This is a genomic window from Nocardia canadensis (assembly GCF_032656385.1).
GTDB lineage: Bacteria > Actinomycetota > Actinomycetes > Mycobacteriales > Mycobacteriaceae > Nocardia > Nocardia canadensis.
This window is the reverse complement of record NZ_JAVCWB010000010.1, coordinates 1470268-1491948: the sequence shown is the minus strand read 5'-3', so window position 1 is coordinate 1491948 and position 21681 is coordinate 1470268. Positions and strand designations below refer to the sequence as shown.

The window sequence follows — 21681 nt, the reverse complement described above, 5'->3', positions numbered from 1 at the left end:
CCGATCCGGCGAGCGACCGTCAGCCGCCGACGCGTCGTGACCCAGCGCCTGAGTCCGGCCCGAAATCGCGGGGAGGCGGGACAGTCTCGCGCCCTTCGGCGATGACGACGGGCAGGCAGGTCTGCACGAAGTCGGCGCCGAATTCGGTGAGGATGATGCTGCGGTAGCTCACCTTGGTGCCGAAGCCGCGCTTGAGCGCGTCGCGCACCTGCTCCTGCGCCTCGATGAGCTGGTAGCGGCTCGGATTGCCGACCGGTTCGCGGGTGGACTCGATGAGCCCGAGCCTGCGCAGGTTGGGCAGGTATTGCGGCACCCGGTTCGGGAAGCGCAGACCGGCATGCTCGCCGATCAGGGTGAGGCCGCTGATCAGGCGCTCACCGCCGAACGCCCGCTGGCGTCCGGTGCGCACATCGAGCGCGGGCTGCGGTCCGTCGACGTGCATGAACCGCAGGATCCGGGCCTCGTCGGGGGTGATCTCGGCGAGGATGCCGGGGTAGGCGGGGTGGGTATCGGGCTGGGCCGCGTGCGTGCTGGCCGACAGGCGCAGCAGCTCGGCGCCCTGTTCGCGCAGCGTCGGCATGCCGCCGTCGCCGGAGTGCTCGGTGCCGACGGGCAGGCCGAGCGCGTGCCGGAGCCGGTCGCGCACTTCGCCTTCGGCTTCGGCGAGGACATCCTTGGGCGGGGCGCCCGCCATGCTGCCGCGCAGGACGGTGACCGTCACGCCGAGGGCGGTGTCGAGGGTCCACAGGGTCATCCCCGAGGCCGCGGTGAGCGCGACCCGCGCGACCCCGGTCGCCGCCCGTACCGTACGCACCGGCGAGACGGGCAGCACGCCGCGCCGGTCACCGATGGCTTCGATCGGCGGTACCGCGCGTCGCACCAGTTCGGTGGACGGGGTCCCGTCGTCTATATCCATGTAGTCGCCACTCCAGTTCCGAAGACCAGGATATGAGCGTATCCGGCGAGCAGCCCCAGCGCGCCGCCATGGACGAAAAGCAACCATTCGTCCTGTTTGATGGCCGAACGCAGCATGTCCACGAAGTCGTGTGGGGAAAGTGCGGACATTTGCCGGGCGATGTATTCGTTGACCTGCCTGCCCTGTTGGACGTTGAACGCCGGGTCGGCGAAGGCCATCGGCGCGATCGTCATCGCCTCGGCGGTGAGGGTGGACTGTAGCGAGTCGTACTCGCGGCTGCCGAGCATGAACTTCACCGCGGGCCGGGCCGGGCCGAGCGCGCGGTCGGCGGCCGGACGCAGGGTGTCCTCGAGCATCTGCAGGGTGCGGTCCGAGCGCGGGCCGTTGAGCAGCTCGTCGCCGATATTGGCGACGGTGACCACCTCGGTGGAGACGAGTTCGGCGTAGCCGGCGGTGATCTCGGGCTGGCGCTTGATCAGCAGACCCTGCCGCCACGGGCACCACCACTTGGGCGTCGCGGGCGCGAAGATCATGTTGATGCCGACCCAGTTGACCACCCAGCCGATGATGATCCCGCCGATGGGCAGCACGATCAGCGGCGAGAGGCCGGTGGTGTGCAGCGCGAGCACCAGCAGCAGACCGCAGGGCGCGCCGAAATAGAAGCCGAAGTTCTGCATGAACCGCAGTTCCTTGGCGCCGAGCACCTGGAACAACTGGTTGAGCAATTGCGGTCGCGCCTGGAAATATCGGATGACCATCTGCTTCACATCGAGCAGCTGATCGATATTGGTGCCGAGTTCGATGGTGAGTTCGCGCAGGATCTCCGGCAGTTGCGAGCGCACCCGCTGATGCACCATCTCGCGCACCTGGGTGGGCAGGTTGTACCAGAGCTGCGGGTGCTCGCGGCGCAGGATCACCTCGACGATATCGCTGATCTGGGCGTCGGCGACCTCGGCCAGATGTTCGGCCAGCTTCTCCGGATCGAGCTCGCGGTAGAAGTCGGACACGCTGCCGAGCTTGGACAGCCCCTTGTCGACCGCGATGCTGGCCATCTTGTCGGCGCGCGAGGGCACGATGCCCTGCCAGCCGATCCGCCCGTCATAGCTGAGCAGCGGCAACACCTGGATCCGCTTGGGCAGATACGGGAAGATCGCGCGCAAGCCGGGCAGCTTCACGCCGTGGAACTTGATCGGCTGGAACAGCATCAGAATGCCGGTCCAGTTCGTGATGTAGCCGATTATTCCTGTGAAAAGAGGAATGGTCAGAATTTCTAGCAGGAGTGTCGGATGTAACCCGAACACACTCTCCAACACGACACCCTCCTGCCGTAACCCGGTGATCACCGCCTCACCGGCACCCAAAATTAGCACCCCCGTGCCGCGGTGACCCTACTGTGAGGTGCGGAACTGGGTCCATTCGTCGTGCGCCAGGCCACAGGGTAGTGTCTGAGACATCAGTCACAGAACCTGTCCCGAATGCCGTATTCGCCCAGGCGAGTCGGAACAATGAGCACCACCACATTTGGTGACAGGCCACAACCAGCGCGTACAGGGGGCGCGCTGCGTACGCACTGTGCTTGGAGCGTGGTCGGGCAATAATCTGTGGGCGATCGTTCCCATGCGAGACTTCGGAGTAGGACGTGACAGACGACAGGACCGGACAGGACCTGGCCCGTGCCGGTACCCGCGCCGTCGAGCGCAGCTCGGATGTCGAGCAGCGACAGATCAGTAATGAAGCCCGGTTGATCCGCGGGGTGTTCCGCGCCGCCGGATTGGCGGCGGGCACCGCGGTGCGCGGCAGCCAATGGGCGGTCGGCACCACCTACGAGGTGACCAAGGAACTGGCCCAGGCGGCCCTGGACGGCGAGTCCTCGGCCGACATCGCCGAGCGCACGGGCAACGCCCTGCGCTCGATCGCGCGCAGCGCGCTCGGTGTCACCGAGGGGTCGGTGCGCGAGATCGTCAGCTACGTGCCGACGCCCAACGGGTCCACCCAGCAGGCCATCACCGTCGGTCCCTACCTGCGCTCGGCCAGCACCGAGGACCTGCGTCGCCGCGGCGACGCGCTGCTGGCCCGCTCGGCCGACGTCTACTTCACCGAGGACGTGCACCCGGCCTACGACCGCATCCTCGACGAGATCGCGCCCGACGAGGCCCGCATCCTGCGGTTCATGGCGCTCAACGGTCCGCAGCCCTCGGTCGACGTGCGCACCAACCGCCCGCTCGGTATCGGCTCGGAGCTGGTGCAGGGCGATCTGACCTCGGTGCCCGAGCAGGCCGGCGTGCGCTACCCCGATCGGGCCCGCTCCTATCTGATCAACCTCAACCGCCTCGGCCTGACGTTCACCTCCGAGGATCCGGTGGTGCTGAGCCGCTACATGGTGCTCGAAGTGCAGCCGGTGGTCGAGGAGGCGCTCAAGAAGGCCGGCCGCGCGCCGAAGATCGTCCGCAAGAGCCTGCGCCTGTCGGAATTCGGCGAGGACTTCTGTCGCACCTGCTTCACCATCGGGTAGCTGAGACAGCGCGGGCAGGCGGCGCCGGAGGTCACGCTCCGGTGTCGGCAGTGATAGCGATCAGATACAGATCCGGCACTGCGCTCGTTTCAGTGGGATCGTGGAGGGATGGAGCAGGGTCCCGGATCTCCGAGCGTGCGCGTCGACGATCCCGTCGCGCCCACCTCGGCGCGGCCCGGTCCGCTGCTGCCCGGTGACGACGCTCCACTGGTCGCCGGGATGGAGACGGGGGAGGATCGGATGGCCGAGATGCCGCCCGCGGACGCGATGGACGAACAGCAGCCCGAACCGGTCCAGCGCCCGCCCGATCACCCTGACGACCTCATCGCGATCAGCCGGCTCAAATTCCGCTATCTGCGGGCCCTCGACACCAAGTCCTGGGACGAGTTCGCCGACACCCTGATCCCCGAGGCGACCGCCACCTACAGCGAATACCTGCAGTTCGAGTCGCGCGAGGCCTTCCTGGCCTTCCTGCGCAACACCCTCGGCCCGCACGTCATCACCGAGCATCGCTGCGACCATCCGGAGATCGATGTCGACGGCGACACCGCGACCGGCACCTGGTACCTGGCCGACACGGTGATCATCCCCGAGCACAACATGTGCCTGCGCGGCGCGGCTTTCTATACCGACCGCTACGTCCGCTGCGAGGACGGTCACTGGCGCATCGCGCACACCGGGTACGAGCGCACCTACGAGGTGGTGCTCTCGCTCAGTGATCTGCCCAGTCTGCGGCTGACCGCGAGCCGCTGGGGGATGATCGCCCAGGAGAATCACATCTCCTCGGTGGAGCGCAACCCCGGACCGGCCGCCTGACGCCGACTCAGACAGTCGACCAGTTAGTCCGCGGTCGCGACCAGTGGCTCGAGCGTGAGCTTCGGATGCTCTTTCTCGATGTACTGCAGCCGCCATTTGTCGCTGAACAGCGCGAGAATCGCGCCGTCGGTCCGAGTGAACACCTCGACGCCGCGCTGGCGATCCAATTCCGGCGCCGATTCCGCGTCGGTGCGCCTGGCCAAAGTGAAGGGCAGGAAATCCAGCTGGGTTTCCACATTGAACTCCGCCTGCATGCGAGCGGTGACGACCTCGAACTGCATCGGGCCGACCGCCGCCAGCACCGGCGAGGCGTCGCCGCGGGCGTCGTTGCGCAGCACCTGCACCACGCCCTCGGAGTCGAGCTGGTCGATGGCCTTGCGGAACTGCTTGTACTTGCCCGCGCTCTGCGCGCGCAGCGTCGCGAAATGTTCGGGGGCGAAGCTCGGGATCGGCGGGAACTCCACCTTCTTGTCCACGAACAGGGTGTGGCCCGGCGCGAGCGCGGTGGCGTTCACCAAGCCGACCACGTCGCCCGGGTAGGCGGTGTCGACGGTGGTGCGCTCGCGGCCGAACACGGTCAGCGCGTACTTGGTGGCGAACGGACGACCGGTCTGCGCGTGCGTGACGACCATGCCGCGCTCGAACTCACCGGAGACGATCCGCATGAACGCCAGCCGATCGCGGTGCGCGGTGTCCATGCCCGCCTGCACCTTGAAGACCACCGCGCTGAACGGGTCGCCGGTCGCGCGGTCCTTGCCCGCCACATCGGCGCGCGGGCCGGGAGCGGGGGCCAGCGCCACCAGCGTCTCCAGCAGCTGGCGCACACCGAAGTTCAGCATCGCCGAGGCGTAGATGACCGGTGAGGTCTGCCCGGCCAGGAACAGTTCCTGGTCGTGGTCCTGCCCGGTGGCCGAGAGCAGTTCGCTCTCCTCGGCGGCGGTCGTCCAGGCCTCGCCCTCGCGTGCCTCGGCCTCGGCCGGGGTCAGCGATTCCTCGGGGGCGATGGTCGCGCCGCCCGCGGTGCGGGTGAAGTGGATGTACTCGCTCGCCTCGCCCTCGGGGCCGCGCCGCAGCAGGCCGCGGAAGTCGCCGGCGATGCCGACCGGCAGGAACAGTGGGGTGGGGGTGAGGCCGATGCGCTCGCTGATCTCGTCGAGCAGCTCCAGCGGCGCCTGACCGGGGCGGTCCCACTTGTTGATGACGGTGATGACCGGGATGCCCCGGTGGCGGCAGACCTGGAACAGCTTCAGCGTCTGCGGCTCGAGACCCTTGGCCGCGTCGATCAGCATGACCGCGGCGTCGACCGCGGTGAGCACGCGGTAGGTGTCCTCGGAGAAGTCGGAGTGGCCGGGGGTATCGACCAGGTTGATGACATTGTCGACGTCGGACCCGGCGGCGCGGTAGTTGAACTGCAGCGCGGTCGAGCTCACCGAGATGCCGCGCGCCTTCTCCATCTCCATCCAGTCCGACACGGTCGACTTGCGCCCGGCCTTACCGTGGATGGCGCCCGCCTCGGAGATCATCTTGGCGTGCAGTGCCAGTGCCTCGGTCAGCGTCGACTTACCCGCGTCGGGGTGCGAGATCACGGCGAAGGTGCGGCGGCGCGCGACCTCGGCGGGTAGTCCGCGCGGGGTGGGGGCGGCGCTCTCTCCGGACTCGGTCAACGCAGAACCTCACTGTGTTTATGGCGGCTGGTGCCGCGGGGTTTGCGGCCCTTCGGGCCTCGCATCCGAGGCTCGAGACTACGCCTTCGGCGTTACGCTTCGAGCCTCGGATGCGAGGCGGCCGCAAACCCGTGGTCGTCGCGGTGGATGGTGTCGCGCGGCTTCGCGGCGGCAGGTGGGGCCGTTTTTCTGTGGATATGCCGATGCGGTATGGTGGTCGGGTTGTCTCGGCGAGGGTGAGTTGCCCCTAGTGGTTGTACTCACCGTGATCGACGCGGCTCGGCCTTCCCGGTCGTCCTCGTTCGTTCTTCGTCCGACGAGTAGACGTTGACCCCGCAGATGGGTCGCCCCACCTGACCAGCCCGGAAGAGCCGTAGGAGCGCATTCAGTCATGTCCGACGTGAACCAGATCGAAGCCGCCGTCCGCACCGAATTCGGTAAGGGCGCCGCTCGCCGTACCCGTCGCGACGGCAACGTGCCCGCCGTGCTGTACGGCCACCAGGCCGAGCCGCAGCACCTGAGCCTGGACGCCAAGGCCTTCGCCGCCATCCTGCGTACCCACGGCACCAACGCCATCCTGAACCTCGTCGTCGACGGCAAGCAGCAGCTCGCGATGACCAAGTCGGTCGTGGTCCACCCGATCCGCCGCTACATCGAGCACGCCGACCTGCTGATCGTCAAGCGTGGCGAGCGCGTCACCACCGACGTCAATGTCGTGGTCACCGGCGACGCCGCCTCCGGCACCCTGATCACCCAGGAAGCCACCACCCTGTCCATCGAGGCCGATGCGCTGAAGCTGCCCGAGTCCATCGAGATCTCGGTCGAGGGCATCGAGCCGGGCACCCAGATCCTGGCCCGCAGCATCGAGCTGCCCGCGGGCGTGACCCTCGCCGGTGACCCGGAGGCCCTGATCGTCAACGTCATCGCCGCGCCGTCGGCCGCGCAGCTCGACGAAGAGGGCGAAGGCACCGCCGCCGAGGAGACCGCCGAGTCGGCTCCCGAGTCCGAGTAAGACTCCTGCACTACGGTTCGGCGCATGACCGAATCCTCTGGGCCCGCACTCGTGGTGGGGCTGGGTAACCCCGGCCCCGAATACGAGCGCACCCGCCACAATGTGGGCTTCCTGGTCGCCGACGTGCTCGCCGAGCGCGTCGGCGGCCGTTTTGCCGTGCACAAGAAGTCCGGCGCGGATCTGCTGCAGGCCCGCCTGGACGGGCGCCAGATCCTGATCGCCAAGCCGCGCACCTACATGAACCTGTCCGGTCGGCCGGTGGCCGCGCTGGCCAAGTTCTTCTCGGTGCCCGTCGACCAGGTCATCGTGGTCCACGACGAGCTCGATCTGCCGTTCGGCACCATCCGGCTCAAGCAAGGCGGCGGCGAGGGCGGCCACAACGGCCTGCGCTCGATCTCCCAGGCCCTGACCACCAAGGACTACCTGCGCACCAGGATCGGCATCGGCCGCCCGCCCGGTCGTCAGGACCCGGCCGACTACGTGCTCAAGCCGTTCGCGGCCCCGGAGCGCAAAGAGGTCCCGGTGATCGTCGAGCAGGCCGCCGACGCGGTCGAGCTCTTGCTGAAGGTCGGGCTGGAAACCGCCCAGAACCAATTACATTGAGCGCTGGTGCGCTCGAGTTCGCGGCCCTTCCGGTCCCGCCGGTCAGGCACCGTTGCTTGCTCCTACGTCGCCTGCGCAACGGCGCCTGACCGGCGGGACGGCCGCGAACCGCCGCTGCGCGGCGGCCCCTCCTCGAGGTCGGGGCGTGCGTGGCCGGCAGCGACGGGTCGGTCCTATCTCAGGTGTACCGCGGTGGCGGCTCGGCGCAGTTTGCCCGACGACGTCTTCGGCAGGGCACCGGGGCCGAGGACCGCGACCGTGCGTGGGCGGGCGCCGACCTCGGCGAACACCTCGTGCACGATCTCGCGCTCGATTCGCTTCACCTCGTCGGGATCCTGATAGTCGTTGGATTCCACTACCACGGCGAAGCTTTCGCGCTTCTCGCCGGCGTCCAGGCGCACGGCCACGGCATTGCCGGGGCGCACGCCGGGCACCCGCATCGCGGCCCGCTCGATGTCGGTCGGGTAGATGTTGCGCCCGCCCATGATGATGACGTCCTTCATCCGCCCGCAGACCACGACCAGCCCGGCCTCGGTGAGGTAGCCGATGTCGCCGGTGTCGAGCCAGCCCTCCTCGTCCTGCGCGGGCCGGAATCCATCGACGGTCACGTAGCCCGAAGTCACCGCGGGGCCGCGTAATTCGATGACGCCGACCGTGCGCACCGGCAGCGGCTGCCGCTCGGCGTCGACCACCCGGCCCTCGAGGTCGTCGACGAGGTGGCCGAGCGTCGGCAACCTGCGCGGGGTGCCGTGGTGGCCGTCCTCGGCCACCGGCACCGCCTTGCCGACGGCTTCGAGCAGATCGGCGTCGATGACGTCGAGCACCATGCCGTGGCCGGGGTCGGGGATCGAGACGGCCAGGGTGGTCTCGGCCATGCCGTAGACCGGGGTCAGCGCCATCGGGTTGAGCCCGAAGTGCTTGCCCGCGTCCGCGAGCGCGATCATGGTGTCCGGGTCGACTGGTTCGGCTCCGTTCCACATGTACCGCACGCTGGACAGATCCATCGAGCCCGGCTCGGCCTGGCGCAGCCGCCGGGCCAGCAGCGAGTAGGCGAAGTTCGGTGCCGCGGTGACGGTTCCGCGATACTTGTCGATCAGCTCGGCCCACAGCAGCGGCCTGGCCAAGAAATCCAGCGGGGTCACGCAGACCACCTCGGCGCCGAATTGCATGGGTACGCTGAGGAATCCGACCATGCCCATGTCGTGGAACAGCGGCAGCCAGCTGATCATCACGTCGTCGTCGAGCTGGAACTTCACACGATTGAACATCGCGTGCGCGTTGACGTTGAAGTTGCCGTGGGTGATCCGGACGGCCTTGGGTGATCCGGTCGATCCGGAGGTCAACTGCTGCAGCGCGATATCGGATTCGGCGGTCGGCACCGGGTCGGTGTCGGGGCCCTCGTGCAGGTCCTCGATCTTGACCACGGTGATCCCGCGCTCGAGCAGCACGGGTTCGGCGGCGGCGAACGGCGCGCCGAGCACGACGGCCTTGGCCTCGATCATGTCGAGCACCGTCTCGGTGTCGCGTACCCAGACCGCGAGGTCGGTCCGCGGAGTCGGCTGGTGCAGCATGGTGATCGAAGCACCACGCATCCAGATGCCCTGGCAGACAGGGGCGATGTCGACGGGCAGGCCGGCCAGGACGCCCACCGCGTCACCGTGCTCGATCCCGGCGGCCGCCAGGCCACCCGCCATCCGCCGCGCCACGCGGTGGATATCCCCCCAGGTCTGCCGCAACGGCGCCTCCGGCTCCCCGGTGACCAGCCCCCTGTGGCTGGTCAGCGCTGTGGCAAACATTTCGTCGGTGAACCTGCTCAACGTCGGACTCCCTTTACGCCAACGATCGGTTACGGCCGTGCTCCCAACAGAAAATCCCGCCCCGCCCACCCGGTGTTAACCCCGACTGACAACCGAGCGTCCTCGCCGATCAACGTTCGGCGGCAAAGGAGGCAGCGTAGCGGTCCACATATGGTCTACCCGATTGCATCGCAATTTCCCGCATCAGCTGGTCAGTTGCCACTCTGACCTGGGCGCGGTGCACCGCTGCCGGATACCGCCGCACCGGCTGGACGCTGATGCGCACCTTGGTGAAACGCAACAGTTTCCGACCGCGGGGGTTCATGCGGTCGGTTCCCTCCAGCACCACGGGCACCACCGGCGCCCCTGTAGCCATGGCAACGCGCAGCGCCCCGGTGCGACCACGATAGACCCTGCCGTCCACCGACCGGGTGCCCTCCGGGTGAATTGCCCAGACGCCGCCCGCTTCGAGGATCCGGGTGGCAGCCGCGAGGGCGTCGGCGGCGGCGTCACCCCCGGTGCGGTCCACCGGTACCTGTCCGGCGGCGGTGAAGAACCACCGCTTGGCCCGTCCGCGCAGGCCGGTGCCGGCGAAGTACTCCTGTTTGGCGAGAAAGGTGAGCGGGCGCGGGATCACCAGCGCCAGGTAGAGCGAGTCGATGAAGGCCAGGTGATTGGCCGCGATGATCACCGGCCCGGTGCGCGGCACGTGCTCGAGACCCTCCACGCGCGGGCGGCCGAGCAATCGCAGCAGCGGGCCGATCAGGACGTGTTTGCACAGCTGGTACCACATGGGACCTCCAGAGTAGACAGTGTCTACGCGACGATAGTAGACATTGTCTACGCAGGCGAGGGCGCGCGTGGCCCACCGGGTGTGCAGAATTGCCCCTATGCCCGAATCGCTGCGTGAGCGCCTGATCGACACCGGTGTCGACCTGCTCGAACGCGACGGCGTCGGCGAACTCGGGCTCCGGGCCATCGCCAGGGCGGCCGGCGTCTCGCACGGTGCCCCGCGCCGCTGGTTCCCCACCCATGCCGCCCTGCTGGCCGCGATCGCCGCGCGGGGCTTCGCCGACCTGATCGACCGCTTCGGCGCGCTCGCCACGATCGCCGACCCACGCGAACGGCTGCGCCGGATGGCGATCGACTACGTCGACTTCGCGCTCACCCGGCCCGAGATGTTCACGCTGATGTTCCGGCACGACCTGCTGGCGGGCTCGGGTGAGAACCTCCGGGCGACGACCCAGCCGCTGTACGGGCAGATCGTCGCGCTGGTCGCCGCGGCCCGGCCGGGCGCCGATGCCACCGCCACGGCCCTGCTGCTGTGGACGAATGTGCACGGCCTGGCCACCCTCGCGGCCAACCGGACACTCGAAGTCGTTGCCCCGGAAGCGGACCCGCGCGTGCTCGCCGACCGCATCGTCGGCGAGCACCTCACGGGTTAACGGGTGACCTCCGCCAGCGCGGCGACGAAGCGATCGAGGTCGTCGGTGTCGACGAAGTAGTGCGGGGAGGCCCGCACGATCGCGGGCAGGCCGCGCGTGGTCATGTCCAGCAGGGTGGAGCCCGCGTGGCTGACGGTCACGGTGACGGCGTGCTCGGCGAGCCGGTCGCGCAGCGCGAGCGGGTCGTGACCGTCGACGGTGAACGAGACGATCCCGCTGTGCTCGGTGCCGAGGTCGCGCACGGTCACCCCGGGCACGCCGGGCAGGGCTTTGCGCAGGTAACCCGCTCGGTCGGCCACGGCGGCGTAGACCTCGTCCGGCCCGAGGGCGAGTAGGTAGTCCACGGCGGCCCCGAGCCCGAGCCGGGCGGCGACATCGCATTCCCAGAACTCGAAGCGAGACGCGTCGGGGGCGAGCCGGTATTCGTTCGGGCTCACCCACTGCGCGCTGTGCAGATCGAGCCGTCCCGGTTCCATCGTGCGCGCCAGTTCGTCTCGGACGTAGAGGAATCCGGTGCCGCGCGGCCCGCGCAGCCACTTGCGCCCGGTGGCCGAGAGCGCGTCGACGCCGAGCGCGCCGACATCGATGGGCAACTGCCCGATCGACTGGCAGGCGTCGAGCAGCACCAGCGCGCCCGCCTCGTGGGCGACCCGGGTGGCCTCGCCGACCGGATTCACCAGGCCGCCGTTGGTCGGCGCGTGCTGCAGCGAGACCAGCTTCACCCGCTCGTCGAGCATGGCCGCGAGGGCGTCGGTGTCGAGACGGCCGGTGTCGTCGCTGGGAATGTGCTCGACCACGGCACCGGTCCGCCCGGCCCGCTGGAGCGCGGCGATGGCGTTGCTGGCGTAGTCGGCGCCGGAGATCAGGATGCGGTCGCCGGGACGCAGCGCCACCGCATAGGCGAAATCGGCCCATGACCGGCTCGCACTGTCGCTGAGCGCGATGGTCTCCGGGGTGGCGCCGATCAGGCTCGCGATCGAGGTCTTCACCGCGGCCAGGTCGTCGAGTCGTTCGTTAGCCGCACGGTAGCCACCGATCTCCGCTTCCCGGCGCAGGTGGGCGATCACGGTGTCGGTGACCACCCGCGGCGACAGCGACGATCCGGCGCTGTCGAGGAATACCTGCCCGGACGCGAGTCCGGGAGTGTCGGCTCTGATCGCGGCGAGGTCCATCATGGCGACGACCCTACCGCCGCCGAGCTGTTCCCCATTTCGTCACTTTTTCTGTCGGTACTCGTCGCTACTCTGGAATGAGTCGGTTGCACGAGCACGCGGTTTCCACGGCGGCACCCAGTACGCGGAGGTTGGCATGGCGGTCACTCTGGAACGTTCTTCGTGGCCCGATTCCGCCACTGACCAGGGCGAACTATCGTCCAGGGCGGCGGCGGAGGCCTATGTCGGCGGGGTCTGCTTCAAACTCGGGCCACCGGCGCTGATCGGTGCGGAACTGGAGTGGCTCACCGCGGGGCCCACCGGTGCGCGCCCCTCGCTCGAGCTGATGGCAGCGGCCCTCGGGCCCCACGCACCCACCTCGATCGCCCCGGCCTCGGCCGCGGCCCCCCTGCCCGGCGGAAGCAGGGTCACCATCGAACCCGGTGGTCAGATAGAACTATCCAGCGCACCGTTCGCCGATCCGGCGGCGCTGACGCAGCAGCTGGCGGCTGATGCGGCCCGTTTGCGGGACCTGCTCGCCGCCCACGGAATCGGTATCGAATCGGCCGCCGCCGACGCTCGTCGCCCGGCCGAACGGCTCCTCCGCCTACCCCGCTACGCGGCCATGGAACGCCGGTTCGCCGGCGTCGGGCCGTTCGGGGCGCTCATGATGTGCAATACCGCGGCCACCCAGGTCAGCGTCGACGCGGGTGCCGATCCCGACGAGGTCAGGGCCCGCTGGACGGCGCTCTACGTCCTCGGACCGGCACTGATCGCCGCCTTCGCCTGCTCGCCCCGGCTCTACGGCGCACCGCAGGGCGCGTGGGCATCCCAGCGCATGCGCACCTGGCTGCGACTGGACCCCTCGCGCACCCGCCCGCCGGTGGCCGACTGGTCCGATCCGATCACCGCCTACGCGCACTGGGCGCTGGACGTGCCGCTGCTGTGCGTGCGCTGCACCGAGCACGACGCCGACTGGTCACCGCCGCCCGGCGCCACCTTCGCCGACTGGCTGGCGGGCGCGCTCGACGACGAGGTCGGCCGCCGCCCCGGCACCGCCGACCTGGACTATCACCTGACCACCCTGTTCCCGCCGGTCCGGGCCGCGGGCCACCTCGAGGTGCGCTACCTCGACACCCAGCCCGGCGACACCTGGACCACCCCGATCCACCTGTTCGACGCGCTGTTGTCCACGCCCGCGGTCGTCGCCGAGGCGACCGCCCTGGCCGCGCCGACCGCGGGGGAGTGGCTTGGCGCGGCCCGCACCGGCCTGCTCGATCCGCAGGTCCGCCGGGTCGCGGTCGACCTGCTCGAACTCGCCGCCCAGCACGCCCGATCCGCCCCGGCCGCACAGGAATTGGCCCTGGCCGCGCGCCGATGTCGGTCCGGCGACAGTCCCCTCACCGTGGCGCGTGCGCGCAACGGGTCGGGCGGTTCGTGACAGGTACCGCTCCCACCGGCCCGATGACGTTGTCGCCCACACCCTTCCGGAGTTGATCCCGTGACCCTTTCCGCCCCCGCCGATCACCGCGACCGCGACCGCATGCGCGAGCGGATCGCCGAGGTGCTGCAGCGGGCCCGCCGCCGCACCGCCGTTCTCACCGACAGCGTCGACGAGGCCGACCTCATCGCCCAGCATTCGCCGCTGATGAGCCCGCTGGTCTGGGACCTCGCCCACATCGGCAATCAGGAAGAGCTCTGGCTGGTCCGCGATGTCGGTGGCCGCGAGGCGGTCCGGGCCGACATCGACGAGCTCTACGACGCGTTCAAACACGCCCGCGCGAACCGCCCCGCGCTGCCGCTGCTCGATCCCGATCAGGCCCGCGGCTATGTCGGCACCGTCCGCGAGAAGGTCTGGGACGTGCTGGGTTCCAGCGCGCTGTCCGGCGATCCGCTGGTGGACAACGGTTTCGCCTTCGGCATGATCGCCCAGCACGAACAGCAGCACGACGAGACCATGCTCGCCACCCATCAGCTGCGCCTCGGCGCCCCGGTGCTGTCGGCACCGCCCGCGCCCACCGCGCCGAGTCCGGTCACCGGCGAAGTGGTCGTTCCCGGGGGCGAATTCCTGATGGGCACCTCGGCCGACCCGTGGGCCCTGGACAACGAACGCCCCGCGCATCCGGTGCACGTGCCCGGCTTCGCCATCGACATCGCGCCGGTGACCAACGAGCAGTACCTGGCTTTCATCGACGACGGCGGCTACGAACGCCCCGAACTGTGGTCGGAGCGGGGCTGGGCGCACCGGCAGGAGGCCGGGCTCGTCGCGCCGCAGTTCTGGGAGCGCGACGGCGCCCGGTGGACGCGGGTGGCCTTCGGAGTGCGCACCCCGCTCCGGCCGCGGCAGCCGGTCGTGCACGTGTGCTGGTTCGAGGCGCAGGCGTACGCGCGCTGGGCGGGTAAGCGCCTGCCGACCGAGGCCGAGTGGGAGAAGGCGGCCCGGTTCGATCCGGCCACCGGCGGCTCGCGCCGCTATCCGTGGGGCGAGGACACCCCCGACGAGCACCGGGCCAACCTCGGCCAGCGGCACCTGGAACCCGCCGAGGTCGGCGCCTATCCGGCCGGCGTCTCGGCGACCGGCGTGCACCAGCTGATCGGTGACGTCTGGGAGTGGTGCTCCTCGGGCTTCGAGGCCTACCCGGGCTTCCGCGCCTTCCCGTACCGGGAGTACTCGGAGGTCTTCTTCGGCGGCGACTACCGGATTCTGCGCGGCGGCTCGTTCGGCACCGACGAGGTCGCCTGCCGCGGCACCTTCCGCAACTGGGACCACCCGATCCGCAGACAGATCTTCGCCGGGTTCCGGCTGGCCCGCGACCTGCGAGCGGACGAGATCTGATGCGCGGCGGTGACTTCACCGTTCGGCGCCCGGAACCGGCCCGCCGAACGGCAGTGGGCGCGTGTCCGGCGCGTTCTGGGGCCGGCGCACCGACGCGGGTTCCGCCGGAGTCCGGCCATGCCCGGATCGCACCGGGGGCGGGCTGCTGATGTGCCGTCATCTGGGTTACGTGGGCCCACCGGTCGCGGTCGGTGAGCTGGTCGTGCGTGGCCCCCATTCGCTGTACACGCAGTCCTGGGCGCCCACCGACATGCGGGCGGGCGGCACCATCAACGCCGACGGGTTCGGCGTGGCCTGGTGGCGCCGGGCCGATATCGGCGTCGAGGGGGAACGCGACGCCGCCAGCCGATACCGCAACGCCGCGCCGATCTGGACCGACCCGGCGGTGGTCGAGGTGCTCGGTCAGCTGGAATCGCGCGCCGTGCTCGCCGCCGTGCGGTCGGCCACGGTGGGCATGCCGGTCGAGCGGGCGGCCTGCGCGCCGTTCGTCGACGAGCACTGGGCCTTCAGCCACAACGGCGTCGTCCCCGCGTGGCGGACGACGCTGGCGCGAGTCCGCGCCGACCTGGACGAACTGTTCGCCGCAGGTCCGCTGTTCGGTTCCGCCGAGGTGCTGTTGCGGGCCGAGGCGCTCACCGACTCCGCCGCCCTGTGGGTGCTGTTGCGCGGCCTGCTCGGCGCGATCACCCCCGACGGCCCGATCACCTCGCCCGCCGACGCGCTACGCCTGCTGGTCGCCGCCGTCCTGCGCCACCAGCCCACCGCCCGGCTGAACCTGTTGCTCGGCAACGGGACCGAGCTGTGGGCCACGACCTGCTGGCACGCCCTGTCGGTCCTGGTAGCCGACGACTACACCGTGCTCTGTTCCGAACCGTACGACGCCGATCCACGGTGGCAGCCGATCGCCGATCACCAGCTGGTGATCGCCACGCCCGGCCACTGCACCGTCACCGCCCGCGAGCTTCCCGTCACCGAAAGGGTCCGTTCATGACCGCGCCGCTGCTGGACATCCATCTCACCGACGACGATCTCACCGCGGCCTTGCGCACCGACGCCCGCGCCGGTCTCACCGCCACTCCGAAGTCGCTGCCGCCCAAGTGGTTCTACGACGCCCGAGGCAGCGAGCTGTTCGAGCGGATCACCGAACTGCCCGAGTACTACCCGACCCGCACCGAGCGGGCCCTGCTGGCGCGCGTCGTCGGCGAGATCGCCGCGGCGGCCCGTCCCGAGGTCCTGGTGGAGCTGGGATCCGGCTCGGCTGCCAAGACCCGGCTGCTGCTGGACGCGCTCACCGCCGAAGGGTCACTGAAGACCTATGTCCCGCAGGATGTCTCGGCATCGGCCCTGCGTGGCGCCGCCGCCGAGATCGCGGCCGAGTACCCGCAGCTGAGCGTGCACGGTGTCGTCAGCGACTTCACCGACACCTTGCACAACCTGCCGCGCGGCGGCCGCCGGATGATCGCTTTCCTCGGCGGCACCATCGGTAACCTGGTACCCGCCGAACGGACCGAGTTCCTGGCGGGCATCAACGACGTCCTCGAACCCGGGGAACTGCTATTGCTCGGCGCGGGTCTGGTGATCGATCCGGCGGTCCTGGTCCCGGCCTACGACGACGCCGCGGGCGTCACCGCCGAGTTCAACCGCAATGTGCTGCACGTGCTCAACCACCGCCTCGGTGCCGACTTCGCCCCGGACAAGTTCGAGCACGTCGCGCTGTGGGACGCCGAGAACGAGTGGATCGAGATGCGCCTGCGCGCCACCGAGGCGATGACGGCCACCGTCACCGACCTGCACCTGACCGTCGACTTCGCGGCCGGTGAGCAGATGCGCACCGAGATCTCGGCCAAGTTCCGGCCCGAGGGCCTGCGCGCCGAACTCGACGCCGCCGGTTTCGCCACCCTGCGTACCTGGACCGACCAGGACAACCGTTTCGCCCTGGTGCTGGCCGAACGACGCTGAGTTACAGATCGAGTTCGTCGGCGAGGTACTCGCCGTCGGTCAGGTTCTCGTCGCCCTCGAGGTCGCGTTCGACGCCCTCCTCGCCGTCGATCGCGTCGTCGTCGTAGAGGTCGCCGTCGACGGCGTCGTCACCGACCACCCGGACCGCCGAGACCTCGGCGGGGCGTTCGTCCTCGGCGACGGCCTCGCGTTCGGCGCCGGACTCGGACCACTCCTCGTCGGTTTCCTCGGTGATGCCGAGGAAACCGTCGGCGTCGGCCTCGTGATTGCGGATGACGTAGTCCTGCGGCGGGTCCTCGACGTACCGCTCGTATTCGACGATGTCGTCGGCCTGATCGTCGTCGCCCATGTCCATGTCCAGCGGTTCACGGCTCATGGGTCCAGTATCGGCCTCCGGTCGGCGTCCGTCACCGGTGCCACGCCCGCCGGGTCAGTGAGCGACGCCCTCGAGGACGCCGGTGAACCATTCGACCAGCGGCCGCAGCTCGGTCCACGCGCGCCGGATCTCGGCGGCAGCCGCCGGGGTGCCCAGCCAGTCGGGCGCGCCGAACTCGCGGTGCGCGGTCAGCGACTTGTGCCGCAGCAGCTCGATGCGGGGATGGTCGGCGGAGTAGCCCTTCGGTTTGGTCTTGAGGCGGTCGCCGCCGATGGTGAAGCCCGCCGCGGTGGCGTCGGCCAGGATCGACTCCAGTTCGGCGCCGCGCACGTCGTCGTCGATGGTGGCGCGCAGCGTGGCCAGGGCGGCGGGCGACATCATGTAGCAGCCGCCCGCCACAAACAGCCCCGCCGCGCCGATCTGCACGTACCAGCCGACGCCGGGCGCGGTGGCCGCGACGGCGCCCTGATGGTTCTTGTAGGGCACCTTGTCGGCGGAGAACCGGACGTCGCGATACGGCCGGAAGATCTTGGCGGGCCCGAACTCCGCCTCCAGCTCAGCGGTCAGCGCGGCCATCGGCGCGCGCACCGCCTCGTCGTAGGTCTGCTTGTGCGCGGTCCAGAAGGCCTTGGAGTTGTCGGCTTCCAGGTCCTCGTAGAAGTCGAGGGCCGCCAGCGGAAAACCAGTGAAAGCGTCCATGGTGGGAGTGCGTCTCAGTTCTGTGCGGGGATCAGGTCGGCATCGAAGAAGAACACCCGGAGGGCCACTCCGGCAAGCAGCGCGGTCACCACATCGGGGCGACCACCGGGCTGTCTGCCGTCGGTCTCCCGCCCGTGGCGGGCGCGTCGTCGGTCTCGCGGGAGTACGACACCGGGGGCCTGCCTTACGTGTCGTCCGGGTTCGACGGCCCGGTCTTCGCGGGTGCTTCCGGCTCGGCGTGCCGGGGCCGGTATTCGGCGGACTCCTCGGGGTTCGGTGTCGGCTGCTGGGGCGTGCTCATCGATACCTCCCGAGGCGATCCTGCGGCTACCGATACCAGTATCGCCCGCCGCGGGTCAGGATCCGCCGATCGCCGCGACGAACAGCACGAACGCTAGAACGGCGAGGGCGGCTACGGCGCCGTTGGCGATCGCCGCCCATTTGCCCATCTGCTCGCCCTTGGCGTGGCCGACGACGCCGAGCACGATCCCGGTCGGCGCGGTGACCAGCACGGGCAACCCGCACAGCAGCAGTCCGCCCAGGACCGAGGCGGCGACGCAGCAGAAGCTGAGGATCGACCAGATGGGCGTGCTGTCGACATAGCCGTAGCGCGGAGTCAGCGGCTGGGGCGGGCCGAAAGCGGGCCGGGCATACCCCGGATAGCCCACGGCGGGCGGATACGCGGGGCGCGGGAACATCGGGCCGGCGACCGGTGGCGGCGGAGGATACGGCGGCAGCTCCACCGGCGGCGCGGGCCGCTCGACCCCGGCCCACGGCGCCTCGGCGCGCGGCGGTGCCGGGGCGGGCGGAACGGCTGCCTGGTCCGGGTGCGGCGGCAACTCAGCGGGCGGCGTGCCGTCGTTCCACATCCGCTCGGTGGGCGCCGGAGCGTCCTGCACCCGCGGCACCACCCGGTCCTTACCCAGCTCGACCGGCCTTTCCGGTTCGGTACTCATGTTCCCCCTGCCACGTCCCGCATTACAGGACCCACCATGCCCGAAGAGCAGTCGGTGCGCCACGTCCGAAGACAAGGCGCACCGACTGCTCTCGCTAGCGCATGGGTAACTCACCGGGTGCGGGCGAACCCCCCACTCCGAAATTCTGGCCGCGTCCCCAGCTCACCCCGCACCTGAGTCCGGCCAGAATGTGCGGAGAGGCGGACCAGCCTAGGCGTTGCCGTTGAACAGGCCGGTGACCGAGCCGTTCTCGAAGACCTCGCGGATGGTGCGGGCCAGCAGCGGCGCGATGGACAGCACGGTCAGCGTGGGGAACTTCTTGTCCTCGCTGATCGGCAGGGTGTTGGTGATGACGACTTCCCTGGCGCCGCAGTTGGCGAGGCGCTCGGCGGCCGGATCGCTCAGCACACCGTGGGTGGCGGCGATGATGACATCGCCCGCGCCGGCTTCCTTGAGCACCTTGACCGCGCCGGCGATGGTGCCACCGGTGTCGATCATGTCGTCGATCAGCACGCAGGTGCGGCCCTCGACGTCACCGACGACGCGGTTGGACTTCACCTGGTTGGGCACCAGCGGGTCGCGGGTCTTGTGGATGAACGCCAGCGGGGTGCCGCCGAGCGAGTCGGCCCACTTCTCGGCGACCTTCACGCGGCCCGCGTCGGGCGAGACCACGGCCAGGTTGTCGGACGGGTAGTTGGTGCGGATGTACTCCGAGAGCTGCACCAGCGCGTGCATGTGATCGACGGGGCCGTCGAAGAAGCCCTGGATCTGGTCGGTGTGCAGGTCGACGGTGATGATGCGGTCGGCGCCCGCGGTCTTGAGCAGGTCGGCGACGAGGCGGGCCGAGATCGGCTCGCGGCCGCGGTGCTTCTTGTCCTGGCGGGCGTACGGGTAGAACGGCAGCACTGCGGTGATCCGCTTGGCCGAGCCGCGCTTGAGCGCGTCGATCATGATGAGCTGTTCCATCAGCCACTGGTTCAGCGGGGCCGGGAAGCTCTGCAGCACGAAGGCGTCGGAACCGCGCACCGACTCCTCGAACCGCACGAAGATCTCGCCGTTGGCGAAGTCGCGCGCGGTCTGCGGCGTGATGTCGACGTCCAGTTCCTTGGCGACCTGCTCGGCCAGCTCAGGATGTGACCGGCCGGCGAAGAGCATCAAGTTCTTCTGGTTGTCGATCGAGAACGCGGTCACTGCTGGTTGCCATCCTTTTGCTCGATTGTCTGATCAGACGTCTCGTTTGCCGCGATGGCATCCGCCGCCGCGCGCGCCGCAGCGGTTCCTGGACGGTAACGCTGCACCCAGTTCTCAATGATGCGCTGTGGTCCACCCGACACCGCAAGTGCCCCCGGTGGAACGCTTCTACGCAGCACAGTACCCGCTCCCGTATAGGCGCCGTCACCCACGGTGACGGGAGCGATGAACATGGTGTCGCTACCGGTCCGCACATGGGAACCGACCACAGTGTGGTGTTTGTTGACGCCGTCATAGTTCACGAAAACGCTGGAAGCGCCGATGTTGCTGTACTCGCCGATGGTCGCGTCACCGACGTAGGTCAGGTGCGGCACCTTCGAGTGCGCTCCGATCGAGGCGTTCTTGGTTTCGACGAAGGCGCCGAGCTTGCCCTGCTCGCCGACGACGGTGCCCGGCCGCAGGTAGCTGAAGGGACCGATGGTCGCGCTGTCGCCGATCTCGGAGCGCTCACCATGGGAACGGACCACACTCGCGCCCGCGCCGACGACGACGTCGGTCAGCGTGGTGTCCGGCCCGATCTCGGCGTCCTCGCCGATGTGGGTCTCGCCGAAGAGCTGGGTGCCCGGCCGCAGCACGGCGTCGCGCCCGATCCGCACGCCGGCGTCGACCCAGGTCGTCGCCGGATCGATGATCGTCACGCCGGCCCGCATGTGCCGTTCGAGGATGTAGCGGTTGAGGGTGGCGCCCGCCTGCGAGAGCTGCACCCTGTCGTTGACCCCGGTGACCTTGTTCGCGTCGACCAGGCGCGCGCCGTGCACCGGGTGCCCAGCCTCGCGGGCCAGGCGCAGCACGTCGGTGAGGTAGAGCTCGTGCTGGGCGTTGGCGGTGGACAGCCGCCCGATCATGGTGCGCAGCACCGAGGCGTCGAAGGCGTAGACGCCGGAGTTGACCTCTTTGATCTTGGTCTGTTCCGGGGTGGCGTCGGCGTGCTCGACGATCTCGGCGACCTGGCCGTCGGCGTCGCGCACGATCCGGCCGTAGCCGTTGGCGTCGTCGGGGACGAAGGTCAGCACGGTGACCGCCGGGCGTTCGGCGTAGCTGCGGTGCTCGTCGAGCAGCGCGGCGAGGGTGTGCCCGTCCAGCAGCGGGACGTCGGCCGAGGTGACGAGCAGGTCGCCGTCGAAGTCCGTCGGCACCGAGTCCAGTGCGCACTGCACCGCGTGGCCGGTACCGAGCTGCTCCTCCTGTACCGCGCAGACGATCTCGCGGCCGAGCTCCTTGCCCACCTCGGCGACGGCGGCGCCGACCTTGTCGCGGTCGTGGCCGACCACGGTGATCAGGTGGGTCGGGTCGATCTCGTCGGCGGCGTGCAGCGCGTGCGAGAGCATCGACCGACCGGCCAATGGGTGCAGCACTTTCGGGGTCTTCGACCGCATTCGCGTCCCGGCACCAGCGGCGAGAACGACGACGGCGGTCTGCGGTGGCATGGATCTCCCTCGGCTGCCTGTCAGCGAGTGTGCTGTGGCGGGTTCGGTCGGTGATGGTGCGGGCCGACGATACGTCACTGTGTCCGTGTGCTCCGCCGCCAGGACTCGAACCTGAACTATCTGAACCAAAATCAGAGGTGCTGCCATTACACTACGGCGGATCGCCACACCAGTGGGCCGTGAGAGCCCACCACTGTGCTACGGCACGGCCATGATCCTCGCACAGTTCCGCCTCTCCGTAAATTTTGGCCGGACCTAGGTG

At 69.5% G+C, this 21681-nt stretch carries 20 protein-coding genes and 1 tRNA gene; 9 read left to right on the top strand and 12 right to left on the bottom strand.

All coding sequences use genetic code 11. From position 1 onward, the window contains the following. Positions 1-19: 19 nt before the first annotated feature. Both Q7X29_RS30210 and Q7X29_RS30205 read right to left on the bottom strand, forming a co-directional pair. Positions 20-916 (bottom strand): Abi-alpha family protein, encoded by an 897-nt coding sequence (locus Q7X29_RS30210; protein WP_255587346.1) that lies wholly within the window; start codon positions 914-916, stop codon positions 20-22. Next, a complete protein-coding gene (locus Q7X29_RS30205; RefSeq protein WP_255587347.1) occupies positions 907-2121 on the bottom strand; it encodes a DUF445 domain-containing protein in 1215 nt (404 codons plus the stop codon). The genes Q7X29_RS30210 and Q7X29_RS30205 overlap by 10 nt, the downstream gene beginning before the upstream one ends. Before the next feature lie 434 nt (positions 2122-2555). Between Q7X29_RS30205 and Q7X29_RS30200 the strand changes: the two genes are divergently transcribed. Together Q7X29_RS30200 and Q7X29_RS30195 are read left to right on the top strand one after the other, a co-directional pair. Beyond that, complete coding sequence (locus tag Q7X29_RS30200; protein ID WP_308248403.1) at positions 2556-3428, top strand: Abi-alpha family protein; 873 nt, start codon at positions 2556-2558, stop codon at positions 3426-3428. Positions 3429-3695: 267 nt separating this feature from the next. Continuing rightward, complete coding sequence (locus Q7X29_RS30195; protein ID WP_218717235.1) at positions 3696-4244, top strand: nuclear transport factor 2 family protein; 549 nt, start codon at positions 3696-3698, stop codon at positions 4242-4244. Positions 4245-4267: 23 nt separating this feature from the next. Here Q7X29_RS30195 and Q7X29_RS30190 read toward each other — a convergent pair whose 3' ends face one another. Beyond that, positions 4268-5908, bottom strand: coding sequence for a peptide chain release factor 3 (locus Q7X29_RS30190; protein WP_218717221.1), 1641 nt, complete (start codon positions 5906-5908; stop codon positions 4268-4270). A gap of 391 nt (positions 5909-6299) precedes the next feature. Between Q7X29_RS30190 and Q7X29_RS30185 the strand changes: the two genes are divergently transcribed. Together Q7X29_RS30185 and pth are read left to right on the top strand one after the other, a co-directional pair. Beyond that, on the top strand, positions 6300-6920 hold the full coding sequence (locus Q7X29_RS30185) for a 50S ribosomal protein L25/general stress protein Ctc (RefSeq protein ID WP_316576074.1): 621 nt from the start codon (positions 6300-6302) through the stop codon (positions 6918-6920). A gap of 24 nt (positions 6921-6944) precedes the next feature. After that, complete coding sequence (gene pth / locus Q7X29_RS30180) at positions 6945-7523, top strand: aminoacyl-tRNA hydrolase (protein ID WP_218717223.1); 579 nt, start codon at positions 6945-6947, stop codon at positions 7521-7523. Between the two features lie 173 nt (positions 7524-7696). Here the strand turns inward: pth and Q7X29_RS30175 are convergent, their stop codons facing one another. Together Q7X29_RS30175 and Q7X29_RS30170 are read right to left on the bottom strand one after the other, a co-directional pair. Beyond that, positions 7697-9340, bottom strand: a complete 1644-nt coding sequence (locus Q7X29_RS30175) for a fatty acyl-AMP ligase (RefSeq protein ID WP_316576073.1) — start codon at positions 9338-9340, stop codon at positions 7697-7699. A gap of 109 nt (positions 9341-9449) precedes the next feature. Further along, positions 9450-10112, bottom strand: a complete 663-nt coding sequence (locus Q7X29_RS30170; RefSeq protein WP_316576072.1) for a lysophospholipid acyltransferase family protein — start codon at positions 10110-10112, stop codon at positions 9450-9452. A 97-nt stretch (positions 10113-10209) separates the two neighbouring features. On the opposite strand from Q7X29_RS30170, the gene Q7X29_RS30165 reads away from it, so the two are divergent. Beyond that, a complete protein-coding gene (locus tag Q7X29_RS30165; protein ID WP_316576071.1) occupies positions 10210-10764 on the top strand; it encodes a TetR/AcrR family transcriptional regulator in 555 nt (184 codons plus the stop codon). On the opposite strand, the gene Q7X29_RS30160 is transcribed toward Q7X29_RS30165, so the two are convergent. Beyond that, on the bottom strand, positions 10761-11939 hold the full coding sequence (locus Q7X29_RS30160) for an aminotransferase class V-fold PLP-dependent enzyme (RefSeq protein WP_316576070.1): 1179 nt from the start codon (positions 11937-11939) through the stop codon (positions 10761-10763). The two genes, Q7X29_RS30165 and Q7X29_RS30160, sit on opposite strands and share 4 nt — an antisense overlap. Before the next feature lie 133 nt (positions 11940-12072). On the opposite strand from Q7X29_RS30160, the gene egtA reads away from it, so the two are divergent. The 4 genes from egtA (at position 12073) to egtD (ending at position 16710) form a co-directional block, all read left to right on the top strand. Continuing rightward, complete coding sequence (gene egtA / locus Q7X29_RS30155; protein ID WP_218717228.1) at positions 12073-13356, top strand: ergothioneine biosynthesis glutamate--cysteine ligase EgtA; 1284 nt, start codon at positions 12073-12075, stop codon at positions 13354-13356. Between the two features lie 102 nt (positions 13357-13458). Beyond that, the gene (gene egtB / locus Q7X29_RS30150; RefSeq protein WP_218717236.1) at positions 13459-14751 is read left to right on the top strand and encodes an ergothioneine biosynthesis protein EgtB; all 1293 of its coding nucleotides are present in this window, start codon (positions 13459-13461) and stop codon (positions 14749-14751) included. A gap of 148 nt (positions 14752-14899) precedes the next feature. Beyond that, positions 14900-15742, top strand: a complete 843-nt coding sequence (gene egtC, locus Q7X29_RS30145; RefSeq protein ID WP_316576367.1) for an ergothioneine biosynthesis protein EgtC — start codon at positions 14900-14902, stop codon at positions 15740-15742. Further along, on the top strand, positions 15739-16710 hold the full coding sequence (gene egtD / locus Q7X29_RS30140) for an L-histidine N(alpha)-methyltransferase (protein WP_218717229.1): 972 nt from the start codon (positions 15739-15741) through the stop codon (positions 16708-16710). The genes egtC and egtD overlap by 4 nt, the downstream gene beginning before the upstream one ends. A gap of 1 nt (position 16711) precedes the next feature. On the opposite strand, the gene Q7X29_RS30135 is transcribed toward egtD, so the two are convergent. From Q7X29_RS30135 to Q7X29_RS30110, 6 genes are all read right to left on the bottom strand, one after another. Further along, a complete protein-coding gene (locus tag Q7X29_RS30135) occupies positions 16712-17086 on the bottom strand; it encodes a hypothetical protein (RefSeq protein WP_316576069.1) in 375 nt (124 codons plus the stop codon). Between the two features lie 54 nt (positions 17087-17140). Beyond that, positions 17141-17785 (bottom strand): DUF2461 domain-containing protein, encoded by a 645-nt coding sequence (locus Q7X29_RS30130; protein WP_316576068.1) that lies wholly within the window; start codon positions 17783-17785, stop codon positions 17141-17143. A 356-nt stretch (positions 17786-18141) separates the two neighbouring features. Beyond that, complete coding sequence (locus tag Q7X29_RS30125; RefSeq protein ID WP_316576067.1) at positions 18142-18741, bottom strand: hypothetical protein; 600 nt, start codon at positions 18739-18741, stop codon at positions 18142-18144. Positions 18742-18951: 210 nt separating this feature from the next. Beyond that, entirely contained in the window at positions 18952-19932 is a 981-nt protein-coding gene (locus tag Q7X29_RS30120) for a ribose-phosphate diphosphokinase (protein WP_218716034.1), read from the bottom strand. Beyond that, positions 19929-21419, bottom strand: coding sequence for a bifunctional UDP-N-acetylglucosamine diphosphorylase/glucosamine-1-phosphate N-acetyltransferase GlmU (gene glmU / locus Q7X29_RS30115; RefSeq protein WP_218716035.1), 1491 nt, complete (start codon positions 21417-21419; stop codon positions 19929-19931). Before glmU ends, Q7X29_RS30120 begins: the two co-directional genes overlap by 4 nt. A 90-nt stretch (positions 21420-21509) precedes the next feature. Further along, a tRNA-Gln gene (locus Q7X29_RS30110) sits at positions 21510-21580 on the bottom strand. Between the last annotated feature and the right edge of the window lie 101 nt (positions 21581-21681).